Source organism: Candidatus Latescibacter sp. IFSED24 (assembly GCF_058273205.1).
Window position 1 is genome coordinate 2,300,605 of the sequence record NZ_CM177850.1, and the last position, 13,604, is coordinate 2,314,208.

The following is a 13,604-nucleotide window of genomic DNA, read 5'->3' on the forward strand; positions in this document are numbered from 1 at the left end:
TCAATCTCCTGTGGTCGGTTCGTAGGCCAGCACCGGCGCCAGCCAGCGTTCGGCCTCGGCCAGCTGCCAACCCTTGCGCCGGGCATAGTCGGCGACCTGGTCGCGGGCGATGCGCCCGAGGCCGAAGTAGCGGGATTCCGGGTGGCTGAAGTACCAGCCGCAGACCGAGGCGCCGGGAGTCATCATGCAGCTCTCGGTCAGATCGACCCCGAGGTGGGTGCGTGCTTCGAGCAGGTCGAAGAGCGCCGGCTTCTCGGTGTGATCGGGACAGGCGGGATAGCCCGGGGCCGGCCGGATGCCGCGGTATTCCTCGCGGATCAGCGCCGCGTTGTCGGGCGCGGCCTCGGGTGCGTAGCCCCAGATCTCGTGGCGCACGTTCCAGTGCAGGCGCTCGGCGAAGGCCTCGGCCAGGCGGTCGGCCAGCGCCTTGACCAGGATGGCGCGGTAGTCGTCGTCCTGTTCCTCGTAGCGCGCCACCAGCTCCTCGGCGCCGAAGCCGGCCGAGACCGCGAAGCCGCCGATCCAGTCGGCCACGCCGCTGTCCTCGGGCGCGATGAAATCGGCGAGGCAGAGGCAGGGGCCGCTGCCGGCCAGGGGGCGCTGGCGCCGCAGATGGTGCAGCACCGTGCGCACCTCGCTGCGGCTCTCGTCGGCGTAGACCACGAGGTCGTCCCCGCGGCGAGCCGCCGGGAAGAACCCCGCCACGCCGCGCGCCTTCAGGGATCCGGTCTCCTGCAGCTCGTCGAGCAGGTGCTCGGCGTCGGCCAGCAGGCGCCGGGCCTCGGCGCCCACGTCGGCGCGCTCGAGGATCTCGGGATGGCGGCCCTTGAGCTGCCACGTGTGGTAGAACGGTGTCCAGTCGATGAACGGACGCAGCTTGCCCAGGTCCAGGTCGGGCAGCACGGTCAGGCCGGGCAAGCGTGGCCGCGGCGGCGCGTAGGCCGACCAGTCGGTGGCCAGCGCCTGCCGGCGGGCCTGGTCCAGCGGCATCAGATCGCGCGCCGCCTGGTCGCGTTCGCGGCGCTCGCGCACCTCGGCGTAGGCGTCCTTGATCTCGACGGTGTAACCCGCGGCGTCGTCGCCCAGGAGCCGGCGCACCACCTGCGGCGCCTGGGAGGCGTCGGGCACGTGGACCACGGCCCCGGCGAACGCCGGGTCGATCCGCACCGCGGTGTGCGCCCGGCTGGTGGTGGCGCCGCCGATCAACAGCGGCAGCTCGAGCCCCTGGCGCTGCATCTCGCCGGCCACGTGGACCATCTCGTCGAGCGAGGGCGTGATCAGCCCGCTCAGGCCCACGATGTCCACGTCCTCGGCCCGGGCCGCGGCGATGATCCGGTCGGCGGAGACCATCACGCCCAGGTCGACGATCTGGTAGTTGTTGCAGCCCAGGACCACGCCCACGATGTTCTTGCCGATATCGTGGACGTCGCCCTTGACCGTGGCCAGCAGGATCTTGCCCCGGTTCGTGCCCGCCTGGCGCGCCGCCAGCAGCGCGGGTTCGAGGATGCGTACCGCCTGCTTCATGACACGCGCCGAGCGGATCACCTGGGGCAGGAACATCTGGCCCGCGCCGAAGAGCTCGCCCACGGTGTTCATGCCCGCCATCAGCGGGCCCTCGATGACCTGCAGCGGCTCCTTCAGCTCGGCCAGGGCCTCGCGCGTGTCCTCCTCCACGTAATCGCCGATGCCGTGCACCAGCGCATGCGACAGACGCGCGGCCACCGGCCCCTCGCGCCAGGCCAGGTCCTCCGCCGCGGCCTGGCCGCGTCCCTGGTGGCGCTGCGCGATCTCGGTGAGGCGATCGGCGGCGTCGGGCCGGCGCGCCAGGATCACGTTTTCGGCCGCCTCGCGCAGCTCGGGCGCGATGTCGGCGTACACCGGCAGGCGGCCCGCGTTGACGATGGCCAGGTCGAGACCCGCCTGCACCGCGTGGTAGAGGAAGACCGCGTGCATGGCCTCGCGCACGGTGTCGTTGCCGCGGAACGAGAAGCTGAGGTTGCTGATGCCACCGCTGGTGAGCGCCCCGGGCAGGTTGGCCTTGATCCAGCGCAGGGTCTCGAGGTAGTCCAGCGCGTAGCGGTCGTGCTCGGGCAGGCCGGTGGCCACGGCGAAGACGTTGGCGTCGAGGATCACGTCGCCGGGGTCGAAGCCCTCCTCCTCCACCAGGATCCGGTACGCGCGGGCGCAGACCTCCTGCCGGCGCGCCACGGTGTCGGCCTGACCTTGTTCGTCGAAGGCCATGACCAGCGCCGCGGCGCCGTAGCGGCGCACCAGGCGGGCCTGGGAGCGGAAGATCTCCTCGCCTTCCTTGAGCGAGATGCTGTTGACCACGCACTTGCCCTGCAGGCACTGCAGGCCCGCCTCGATCACCTCCCAGCGGCTGCTGTCGATCATCACGGGGATCCGGGCGATCTCCGGCTCGCCGGCCAGCAGCAGCAGGAAGCGGCGCATGGCGTCCACGCCGTCGAGCAGCGAGTCGTCCATGTTGACGTCGAGGATCTGGGCGCCGCCGCGCACCTGCTGCCGCGCCACCTGCAGCGCGTCCTCGAAACGATCCTCGCGGATCAGGCGGGCGAACTTGCGGCTGCCGGCCACGTTGGTGCGCTCACCGACGTTCACCAGCAGGCTGTCGTCACGGATCGCGAGCGGCTCGAGCCCGCTGAGCCGCGAGCCCGCCGGCGCCGCCGCCGGCCGCCGCGGCGCCACGCCCGCCACGGCCTCGGCGATGGCGGCGATGAACTCGGGCGTGGTCCCGCAACAGCCGCCGACGATGTTCACCAGGCCGGCCCGGGCCCAGTCGCCCAGGAGCGCGGCCATCTCACCGGGGGTCTGGTCGTACCCGCCGAGCTCGTTGGGCAGGCCGGCGTTGGGGTGCGCCGCCACCAGCGTGTCGGCCCGTCGCGCCAGATCCTCCACGTGCGGCCGCAGCTGCTCGGCGCCCAGCGCGCAGTTGAGCCCCACGGCGAAGGGCCGCGCGTGCCGGATCGAAATCCAGAACGCCTCGGCGGTCTGCCCGCTCAGTGTGCGCCCGCTCGAATCGGTGATGGTGCCCGAGATCCAGACCGGCACGTCCCGGCCGCGCCGCCGCAGCTCGCCGTCGATGGCGAAGAGCGCCGCCTTGGCGTTGAGCGTGTCGAACACGGTCTCCACCAGCAAGAGGTCGACCCCGCCGTCGAGCAGCGCCGCCGTCTGCTCGGTGTAGGCGGTCACCAGCTCGGCGAACGTGACGTTGCGCAGACCCGGCTGCTCCACGTCGGGCGAGAGGCTGGCGGTGCGGTTGGTGGGCGGCAGGCTGCCGGCCACGAAGCAGCGCCGGCCCGAGCTGGCGGCCATGGCCGAACGGGCGGCCGCCGTGGCGAGCTGGGCGGCGGCCAGGTTGATCTCGCGCACGAGGTGGGCGGTGCCGTATTCGTGCTGCGAGATGGCGGTGGCGTTGAAGGTGTTGGTGGTGACGATGTCGGCGCCCGCGGCGAAGTAGGCCGCGTGGATGTCCTGGATCAGCTCGGGACGGGTCAGGCAGAGCAGGTCGTTGTTGCCCTTGAGGTCGCGCGCGTGGTCGGCGAAACGTTCGCCGCGGAAGTCCGCCTCGTTCAATCCGGCGGCCTGGATCATGGTGCCCATGGCGCCATCGAGGACCAGGATGCGCTGGGACGCGAGCTGCTCGAGCTGGGCGCGGACGTCGGTCATGATTCAGATTCCCTGCAAGGTGTCATCCAAAAGCTGCGCGTTGACCCGCAACATGTTCCGGATCTCGGCCACGTACGCGGCGCCGCGTTCGGAATAGGGTTCGAGGCCGTCGGCGAGTTCCATGGCCGATGGCCGGCGCCCGGCCGCCCTGGCGGCGGCCCGTTGCTCGCGCAACGCGTCATAGGCAAACCCGGTACCCAGAGTATAGAGGTAAGCCCGGACCGAGGCCGCCGCATCGGGATACTTCGCCACACGATGGTTCCGGCCGTCGGCGCGTTGCTCCGGCACCAGACCGTGGCCGCGCCAGGTCCAGATGCCGAAGTAGTTGTTGGCCTCGCGCGCGAAGCGGCTCGTGCCCCACGCTGACTCCACCGCGGCCTGGACCAGGACCAGCCGGATGGGCACGGCGTCCACGCGCCGCCGCAATTCGGCCAGCACGGCGGCCTCGTCGCTCATCTCCTGCGGCACCTGGTAATAGTCGGCCAGGGCCCGCAGGCGGTCGCGGTCGGCCTCGCGCAGGGGCTGTCCCGAATCGAGAGCGTGCCCCAGGGCCACCAGCTGCTGGTGCAGTTCGCGGAGCCTTCGGTTCTCGTCCTGGATCACGGGCGCCAGCCAGCGGAAGAAGGCGGCCTTGCGCTCGTCCACGTCGTGCATGCGCGCGAAATCCGGCGGGGCGTTCCGCTGCAGGCGGCCGCTGTTCAGCAGCAGGACCATCGCCCCGGCGAAGATGGCCAGGACGCAGAGGACCAGCGACCAGGTCTGCCAACGCGATTTCATTGCGTCGCGCCCTCCTTGACGAGCCAGGCGTGGCTGTACCAGTACCACCGGCCGGTGTCGCCGGCCGGGGCGGTGATGTTGACCCGGCTGCGTCCCGTCGGCAGCGGCGTGGGGACGGTCACGCGGAGCTCGTCGCCCCGCCAGCCGGTGGCGAGGGCCTCGCCGCCGAAATAGGCGGCCACCTGGGCGGCGCGCCAGGCGCCGGGCGCCAGTTCCAGGCGCAGGGTCAGCGGAGCGTCGCCGGCGGGCTGGAGCATGCCGGACGGTTCGGCGGCGACCACCGGCAAGGGCAGGCTGGCGACCTTCAGACCGAAATCGTCCAGCGCGCCGTAGGGCCCGCCCATGGGAAACCGTGGCACGGCGCTCCAGTCGCCCCGGGCCCAGACGGGCCCCGACTGCTGACCCAGGCCGCTGAATCCTGCCTCGCGGACCACCGCGGCCAGGACCGCATCGAACTCGCCGTAGGGATAGGCGAAGAGCGGCAGGACCGCCACGGCGCCGAGCTCCTCCACCAGCCGGCGGTGGCTCGTGGCCACGACGTCCTGCAACCGTCGTCGCCGCGCCGCCACGTCCTCCCCTGGCTGGCGCCGGGCCAGCTCATCGTGTTGCACGCCGTGGGGCCCCACGGTGACGCCGGCGGCGACCAATTCGCGCAAGACGTCCCACGAGAGCACGCCGGGCAGGTCGGCATCCACCAGGCCGGTGGAGACGAACACGGTCATGGTCCAGCCGCGCGCACGGATCAGTGGCCAGGCCGTGGCCGCCACCGAGGGATAGGCGTCGTCGAAGGTGAGGCAGACCGTGGAATCGGCGACGCTGCGTCCGGCCTGCAGGGCGTCCAGGGTCCGGCCGAGCTCCGCCACCTTGAAGCCGTGGTCGGCCAGGAAGGCGAGCTGCGCCGTGAAGAGTTCGACCGTGGTGCTGGTGGACGCGGGCGTGTCGTCGGCCACGTGGTGGTACTGCAGCAGCACGGCGTGGTCGACGGCCCGGGCTGGTTGCCAGGACAGGAACACGCCGGCAGCGACCAGCGCCAGGGCGAGGCCGGTCCGAAAGCAACGCCGGGGCATCAGTCCATGTACCAGGTCAGCGAGAGCGTCACGCTCTGGGTGGCGGTGGTCACGTCGCTGAGGTACGAGATCGAGCCGCCGTCGACCCACCGGTAGTCGTAGGCGAGGCCCACGGCCATCATGGGCGAGACGCGCATCTCGTAGCCGGCCCCGCCGTTGAGGCCGAGGCCGCCCTTGGTCTGGGAGATCTTGGGGTAGGCCACCGGCGTGTAGGACAGGCCCAGCGAGCCCACGCCCACGCCGCCCTTGACGTAGAAGCCCTGTCCCCGCGGATACCAGGTGCCCGTGGCGAGGATCCAGAAGGTCTTGACCTTGAACTGGTTCGTGTAGTCGCTCCAGCCCGAGAAATCCAGCCCGTAGACGAAGCTCTCGCTCTGGGCGAAGCCCACCCGCAGGCTCCCGGTGAAGTCGTCGGCCCAGTCGGAACTCAGATCGATCGCGTTGTTTGTGTCGGTGCCCTTGGCCTGGGTCCAGCCCCAGCCGAGGTTCAGGCCGTAGACCCAGCCGTCGCGTACGTGACTCATGCCGGCGGCGCTAGCCGGTCCGGTCAGGAGAAGCAGGGCGAGCAGTGAGAGCATGGCTGGACGATGGAATTTCAACATGGTTCTTCTCCTGTGAGAGCGCGGTCTCGAACAGCGATCGTTCGAGCCTCATGATACACATCGACCCGGAAAAGGGAAACGCCGGCTTGGCTGCGACGCCCGGATCCGGCAAGGGAACGAGCCCGCTGGCGGAGGCCGCGCCCGGACCGCGGGTGAACGGATACCAGAACGGTCTTGCCACACCCGTCCCGCTTCGCTACCCTCATCTCATGAACGACGCGCCTCCGGGCGCGACGGACCAAGTAGGTCTGGGCGGCCGAACGGTCCGGGCGAGGTGGGTCTCGCCGAGCGCTTCCCGCCTGAAAGGAGGTGATCGAGTGAGTGAATTCTGTTCCGGCTTGGTGGAGGTGGCGTCCCCCTAGCGCTGGGGTGTCGTCAGCCACGGCGGTGAACGGGGCCCCACGGGGGTAACCCAGCGCCACCGACGCCGAACCAACGAGGGCGCCGTCGCAACCATGCGGCGGCGCCCTCTCCTGTCACCCGATGATCGATCGGCTTTCTTGACCTTCCATCCGGACAACGTGCGGACATCCGCAGGATCGGGATACTTTCCGGGCCTGGGCGGCGAGCTGCTAGGTCTTCTGCGGCTTCTTCCGCGCCGCCGGGAACAGCACGTTGTTCAGGATCAGCCGGTACCCCGGCGAGGTGGGATAGAGATCCAGCACCGTGGGCGGGTCGCCCACCCGGTGCTGGTAGTCCTCCGGATCGTGGCCCCCCAGGAAGGTGAACGTGCCCTGCCCGCGCTTGCCGTGGAGGTACTTGACCTCGTCGGTGCCCTCCACCCGGGCGAGCTGGATCACCGACCGCTTCAGGAAGCGTTCGTGGTAGCCGGTGGTCTGGCCGAGGAAGCCGTTGATCACCGACACGTGGTTCTGGGTGAGCATGGCCGGGACGGGGTCGTACTTCGCGGCGAAGTCGAAGAGGGTGAAGTAGTCGGCCTCGGCGCCGCGCATGCTGGCGTAGTCGCTGGTGTCGAGGTCGGAGAACTCGTAGCGCAGCGGGTTGGTGTAGAGCGCGAAGTCCTGGAAGGCGAAGGTGGCGTCGTAATCCGCCTTGGCGCGCCAGTTGGGGTCGACGGGCGAGCCGTCCATGGCCGCCGGCACGATGTCGGTGTCCAGGAACGCCAGGGCGATGTCGATGGTGTCGGTGGCCGAGCACATGGCGAAGAGGAAGCCGCCGGCCTCGACGTAGCTGCGGATGGTGAGCGCCACCGCGTGCTTGAGCTGCCAGACCGTGGGGTAGCCCAGCTCGGTGGCGAGCTGCTCGTTGAGCTTCTGCTGCTCGACGTACCAGGGCTCCAGACCGAAGCTGCCCCAGAACTTGCCGTACTGGCCGGTGAAGTCCTCGTGGTGCAGGTGCAGCCAGTCGTACTCGTCGAGCTTGCCGCGCAGCACCTCCACGTCGTAGACCGTCTCGTAGGGCACCTCGGCGTAGGTCAACGCCAGGGTCACCGCGTCGTCCCAGGGCTGCATGTTGGGCGGCGAGTAGACCGCGATGCGGGGCGGCTTCTCCAGCAGCACCTCCTCCATGTTCTCCTGCTGGACGACCTGGTGGATCGCCTGGACCTCGGCGTCGCCCAGCTCCTCGAATCCCACGCCCAGCAGACGGGCGTCCATGCGGGCGCGGGCGGTGTCGCGCAGCAGGAAGCTGCCCCCGCGGTAGTTGAGCAGCCAGGTCACCTTCTCGCCGGCCTGCAGCGAGTGGAACGCGTGGCCGTAGGCCTTGAGGTGGTCGGTCTGGACCAGGTCCATGGGCACGAGCAGGTAGCCGGCCGCGTGGGCGCCGACGGAGGACAGGAGCAGGCAGAGCAGCAGCACGAGGCGGCGGATCATGGCAATTCCCTCAGCCGGAGGCGAATCTCGGTGGCGAAGAGGTAGTCGGGGTACTGGGTGAGCAGGCGTTCGTACTCGCGGCGTGCGGCCACGGCGTCGTGGCGGTCCTCGGCGAGGATCTCGCCGCGGAGCGCCAGGGCGAGCGCGGCGTGGCGGCCGTCGGGTTGGTCGAGCACGATGCGCTGCAGCTGGTCCAGGGCCTCGTCGGTGCGGCCGGCTGTGCGCTCGAGGCGGGCCAGCTCGAGGCGGGCGCGTTCGATGAGCGGCTGGGGTTCGCCGAGGTCGGCCTGGACCGTGGCGCGTGCCAGGTAGCGCTGCAGCGCGACGCGCTGCGAATCGGGTTCGGCTGCCAGCTCCCACCAGACCGCCCGCGAGTAACGCATGAGCAGGTCGGGGCCGCCGGTGGGGTTGAGCAGCTCCTCGGCCACCACCAGCCCCAGTTCGAGGGCGTCGTTGGCGTAGGGCGCCACCGGGTTGTCCAGCGCCACGGCGGCGAAGCGGTCGCGGGCGGTGGCGAAGTGGCCCTCGGCCAGATCGAGCCTGGCCAGCAGGAAATGGGCGTGTCCGGCCGGGGCCCGGAATTCCGTATCGCGGCCCAGGGCGGTCAGCACCTGGCGGGCCCGCGCGGTGTCGCGCGCCGCGAGGTAGCTCTCCCCCAGCTCGAGCCTGGCCAGGGCGACCCCTTCCAGCGGCAGGTCGAGGTCCATGAGCAGGTGCTCGAGGCGGCCGGCGGCGGCCCGGGGATCGCGCAGGCGATCGCGGGTGTAGCGCGCCAGCTCGATCTGGGCAGCATAGAGATGGGCCGACTCGGGGTTCCCTCGGCGGACCACCTCGAGGACCTCGCCGAACCGCGCCACGGCCAGGGTCGGATCCGCGCCGAGCAGGTCGTGATCCAGGGCGAAGACGCAGACCTCGGCGAGGCTGTCGAGCGCCTTCTGGCGCAACCGCATGTCGAGCTGGGGATGCTGGCCCAGCAAGGGCAGCAACGTCAGCAGGTAGTCGGTAGTGGCGGCCTGCTCGCGGCCGTCGATCAGCAGCGGCAACTCGCGGGCCAGCGTTTCGCCGTTGTGCAGCGCCGTCCGGGCGCCGTCGCCGCTGGCCAACCGGGGCTCGACCAGGGTCCAGGCCACGTCCCGACGACCGCGGAGCAGCGCCACGTTGGCGGCGAGCACGGCGATTTCGGGACGCGCCCCGGGGGCGGCGGCCAATCGCTCCAACTCGTCGCCGAACGCTGGCACCAGCGGCGGCGCGTCCTCGGCCAGCAGGTCGCGCCGCAGGAGGGTCAGATTGTAGGGGCTGGCCAGGAGGTCGAGCCTCGCCTCGCGCGCCGCGGCCTCGGGCTGGTCGAGACGCAGGAGGCAGAGCGCCCTCGGTCGCGACAGGAACACCGGATCGCCCAGCACCGCCCGCGCCGAATCCACCAGGGCCACCGCCTCCCGGCAATCGCCGCCGGCCCGCAGCACATCCACCGCGGTGGCGAAGCCGGACTTGGGTTCCGGGACATACCGCAGGTAGGAGGTCAGCGCCTCGCGAGCTTCACCGCGTTCGCCGAGAGCGAGGAGCCCGCTGGCGAGCTGGCGCCAGAGTTCGGCCGCGGCTGGTTCGGTGACCAGGGCTTCGCGACAGAGATCCACAGCTTGCTGGTTCTCGCCCACCGCCAGCGCGATCCGGATGCGCCGTCGGCGCACCTCGTCGGCCGGCGCCCCCATCTCGGCCAGCTCCTCCAGGAGCGCGTGGGCCCGGCTGTGGTAGCCCAGGCGGATGAGCTGATCGATCTGCAGCAACTGACGCTCGTGATAGCTGCCCAGACCATGGACCTGGGGCTGGGGCTGGGGCGGCCGCGGTTTCAGCTGGGGCTGCGCCAGCAGCGGTACCGCGCCGAGGGCAACCAGGGCCAGGATGATCAAAGCACGGATCACGGCCGACCTCCTCGCTGTCCGTCGACCGAACGGCCGGTGGATTCGTGCAGGCGTTGGACCTGGCGGAAATAATCCCGGACCAGGTCGCGGTAGGCCGGCGGCGCCTCCTCCACTGGCCGCCAGCGCCGGGCCTCGGGAGAAAGGTCCTCGATCCCGGTGCCGGGGTCGCCCTCCTGGTCGGCGAACAGCTCTTCGGCCGCACGGCTCTCGCGTCGCCGCGCCCAGTCACGCTCCCGCGAGGCGTTGTGCATGTCGAGCAGCCGCGAGAGGATGCGGTCCTGGCGGCGCAGCGTCTCCTCGGTGATCAGATCCCCGGCCAGATCGTCGCCCACCGATTCCATGTCGCGGGCGAGCTGATCGAGGTCGCCGAGCAGCCGGCCCTGTTCCTCGGCCGCCTCGGCACGCTGCTCCTCGGCGAGCTGGCGCGCCCTGCCGGCCAGACCCTGCTGACCCTGCTGGAGCCGCTTCATCCCGGCACGCAACTCCTGGCTGAGGCGACCCTGTTGCTGGCGCATCTGCTCGGCCAGGGCATTCAGGCCGGCCTGCTCCTCGGACATCTGGCGCAGCTGCTGGCTGAGCATGGGCTGGGGCGATCCGCCGGCACCGCCCTGGCCCGTCATCTGGGCCTGGGTCAAGAGGCCGATTACGAGCTGATTCATCTCGCCCAGCGCACCGTCGGAGGCCTGGCGCGCCCCCGCGGATCGACCTTCCTCGAGCTGGTCGAGCGTGCGGCCGAGCCGGGTCAGCAGGCCGTCGAGCTCCTCGAGCATGCGCAGGATCTCGCGCGGAGCCGCCCCGGCCACGCCCTCGAGGCCATCGCGCACGGTCATGGTGCCCTGGAGGATCATGTGCTGGCGGCGGGCCAGATCGTCCACACGGATGTCGCGTAGGCTGGTGGGCAGGTCGAGGCCCAGGTCCTCCTGGCGCTGGGAGAGCGCGAGCAGGTCGGCGGCCAGGTCGCGCATCTGGCCGGCCTGCTCCGCCTGCATGGCCATCTGCATGGCCATCTGGCTGCGCAGCATCACATGGTAGAGGCCGGCCAGGTCGGTGAGTGCCTGCTCCATCTGCTCGGCCGCCTGCTGCGACATGTCCTGCTGGAGGTTCTCGCCGGCCTGCTGCATGGTCTCCTGGGTCTGTTGCTCCTCGAGCTGCTCGAGGGCCTCCTCGAGGGCCTCGCGCATCTCCTGCTCGGCGGCGGTGGGGTCGCCCTGCTCGGCCTGCTGCTCGAGCTGTTCGAGGGTCTCGCGCAGGCGTTCCTCCAGGGCATCCATCTCCTCGGCCAGGGCCTCCTGGCGGCGGGCCAGCTCCTCGGGGTCGGGCTGCTGGCCGGTCTCGCCAGGCTGGCCGCTCTCGTTGTTCTCGCCGGATTCGCTGTTCTCGCCGGATTCGTCGTTCTCGCCGGATTCGTCGTTCTCGCCGGTTTCGTCGTTCTCGCCGCTCTCGCCTTCCTGCTGACCCTGTTCGCCCTGGCGATCCTCGGCCGGCGCCTGCTCGTCCTGACGTGTCGCCTCGGCGAGTTCCTGCTGCTTGCTGATCATCGCGGCCACCAGGTCGGTCAGGCCCTCCATCTCCTCCTCGCGGGCCAGGTCGCGGAGCATGCTGGCCGCGGTATCGAGCCGGCGCAGCATCTCGGCCTGGCTGCGCGCCAGGTCTTCCATGGCCTTGGTCATGTCCTTGCCCGACATCTGGGCCAGCTGCTCGCGCAATTGCTCCAGGAGCTCCTGCATGCCGGGAGACTGGGCCTCGGCGAGCAGCTCGGCGATGCGGTCCATCTTCTCCATGATCTCGGGGCTGGTGAGCCGGCTCTCGGCCAGGCCCTCGACGTCGCGCTGGAGCTGGTCGGCCAGGCGCGACAGCTCGGCCTGGAGCTCCTGCTGGCGCTGGACCGCGGCCTGCAGCTCCTGGCGGCGGTCCCAGCCCGGCACCGGGTCCTTGAGCAGTTCCCGCCGCAGCCGTTCGAGATCGGCGCCCAGCGACTCGGTGCGGCGGCGCATCTCGGCCAGGTCGCCCTGGCGGTTGCGGTCGACCTCATCCCGGGCCTGCAGCAGCTCCAGGCTCGATGGCACCTGCAACCGCAGGATCGCCGAGCGCCCCACGCCCGGGGGTCCCGGTTCGCGATTGTCGCGGGCTTCCAGCGCCAGCTCGAGCACGTCGCCGGGGACCAGCGCCAGCCCGGCCGGCTGCAGGTCCAGGTCGAGGTGTACCGAGGTGTCGGTGGGTGTCTCGCGACGCTGCACGGCCAGAGGCAGCCGCCCCAGGCTGGTGCGGACCTCGTGCCGGTCGACCAGGTCGGCCAGCGGCACCCGCTCCCAGCCCTCGGTGTCGCTGGCCTCGCCGCGGCCGGGCAGGTCGGCCACCCAGGCGCCGCCATCGGGGTCGCCTCGCCGCAGCAGCAGGTCGACCCCGCTCAGCCCGTAATCGTCCTCGGCGGTGGCTTGCAGGCGCAGGGTGGACGTCAGCGGCAGATGACCGTCGTCATCGGGGCGGCGCAGGTTCGCCACCGGCTCGCGGTCGGGCAGGACCACGGCCTCGTAGATCAATTCGCTGCGACCGGGCAGGCCGCGATCGTCACGGAGCGCCAGACGGAAACGGGTGGCGACCGTGAGGGGTAGAGCCCCGAAGAGCGAGTCGGCGGCCACGGCCAGCGCGAGCGTGTCGCCGGTAGTGGTGACCACCGCCGCGTGCTCCAGCGAGCGGCTGGACCGACCGGCGAGCTGCAACGTGCTGCCCACGGGCACCTCGATATAAGCCGGCAACCTGGCCAGATCCTGGTCCGGCAGACCGGTATAGGCCGGCGGCACGATGCGTCCGGCCAGGACCTCGAGCAGCGGCGGATGCCACACGGCGACCGCGCGTTCGGTCGACAGGCGTTCGCCGCTGCGGAAGCGGTAGACCAGATCCTCCTGCACGCCTGTCATGGTGGCGGCGTAGCGCGTGAAGGGCGCGCCGAGCACCGGATCGGCGCCCGGCTGCGATTCCTCGCGGACCAGGACCGGACGCCAGAGCCCCGACCCCGATCGTACCTCGCAGAGCACCGGCTCGAGACCGCCCACCAGATCCAACACCGCCACGGCCAGGTCGGCGCCGGCGACCACGTGCGTCGGACCCGGGACCAGCTGCAGCCCGCCGGTGACCACGCCGGCGTCGGCCCAGGGCGCTCGCCAGGACCGCCAGCCGCGGTCCAGGATCTCGGGCGCGCGGCGCTCGAGCTGCCAGCCGGCGAGCAGGACCGCGGTCAGCAGGCCGAAGACCAGCACCGGCCGCGGCACCGGCAAGAGCCGCGGCAGATCGAGGTCCACGAGGAGAAGGCTGGCCCGGGTCAACAGGCGGCCCACCAGGGCCTCGCGCACCGGCGTGTCGGTTCGCCAGCGGTCGGGCCGCCGCAGGGCTTCCTCGGCGGCGGCCAGGGTGTCGGGCTGGTCGGCGGCCCGATCGAGTCGGCGCGCCAGGTTGCGTCGGTGGCGCAGCTGGCGGACCGGGCGCCAGAGCAGCGGGTAGGCCGCCAGGACGGCGAACGCCAGCGCCGACCACCACAGGCCCAGGCGCACGGAGCGGACCGGTTCGAACCCGCCCAGGACCACGAGCTGGAGCAGCAACAGCACCCCGGCCACGGCGACCCAGCCCACCAGTCCGTGCACCAGCAGCCGCACGGCGGCCTGCCGGTGCCGGCGGCGGAACTGATCGTGGCAGCGCTGGTGCAGTCTGGGGTCCATTCGCCTC

General features: G+C 71.3%; 7 protein-coding genes. All 7 read right to left on the reverse strand.

From position 1 onward, the window contains the following. A complete protein-coding gene (gene metH / locus IFSED24_RS09260) occupies positions 1 to 3,687 on the reverse strand; it encodes a methionine synthase (protein WP_491334935.1) in 3,687 nt (1,228 codons plus the stop codon). Between the two features lie 3 nt (positions 3,688 to 3,690). Next, positions 3,691 to 4,464 carry a glucosaminidase domain-containing protein gene (locus IFSED24_RS09265; RefSeq protein ID WP_491334936.1) on the reverse strand — a complete coding sequence of 258 codons (774 nt, stop codon included), beginning with the start codon at positions 4,462 to 4,464 and terminating at the stop codon, positions 3,691 to 3,693. Continuing rightward, entirely contained in the window at positions 4,461 to 5,531 is a 1,071-nt protein-coding gene (locus IFSED24_RS09270) for a polysaccharide deacetylase family protein (protein ID WP_491334937.1), read from the reverse strand. Before IFSED24_RS09270 ends, IFSED24_RS09265 begins: the two co-directional genes overlap by 4 nt. Further along, positions 5,531 to 6,133 (reverse strand): outer membrane beta-barrel protein, encoded by a 603-nt coding sequence (locus tag IFSED24_RS09275; protein WP_491334938.1) that lies wholly within the window; start codon positions 6,131 to 6,133, stop codon positions 5,531 to 5,533. Before IFSED24_RS09275 ends, IFSED24_RS09270 begins: the two co-directional genes overlap by 1 nt. Positions 6,134 to 6,705: 572 nt before the next feature. After that, on the reverse strand, positions 6,706 to 7,962 hold the full coding sequence (locus tag IFSED24_RS09280) for an asparagine synthetase B (RefSeq protein WP_491335043.1): 1,257 nt from the start codon (positions 7,960 to 7,962) through the stop codon (positions 6,706 to 6,708). Continuing rightward, a complete protein-coding gene (locus IFSED24_RS09285) occupies positions 7,962 to 9,884 on the reverse strand; it encodes a tetratricopeptide repeat protein (protein ID WP_491334939.1) in 1,923 nt (640 codons plus the stop codon). The genes IFSED24_RS09280 and IFSED24_RS09285 overlap by 1 nt, the downstream gene beginning before the upstream one ends. Beyond that, the gene (locus IFSED24_RS09290; protein WP_491334940.1) at positions 9,881 to 13,597 is read right to left on the reverse strand and encodes a hypothetical protein; all 3,717 of its coding nucleotides are present in this window, start codon (positions 13,595 to 13,597) and stop codon (positions 9,881 to 9,883) included. Before IFSED24_RS09290 ends, IFSED24_RS09285 begins: the two co-directional genes overlap by 4 nt. Between the last annotated feature and the right edge of the window lie 7 nt (positions 13,598 to 13,604).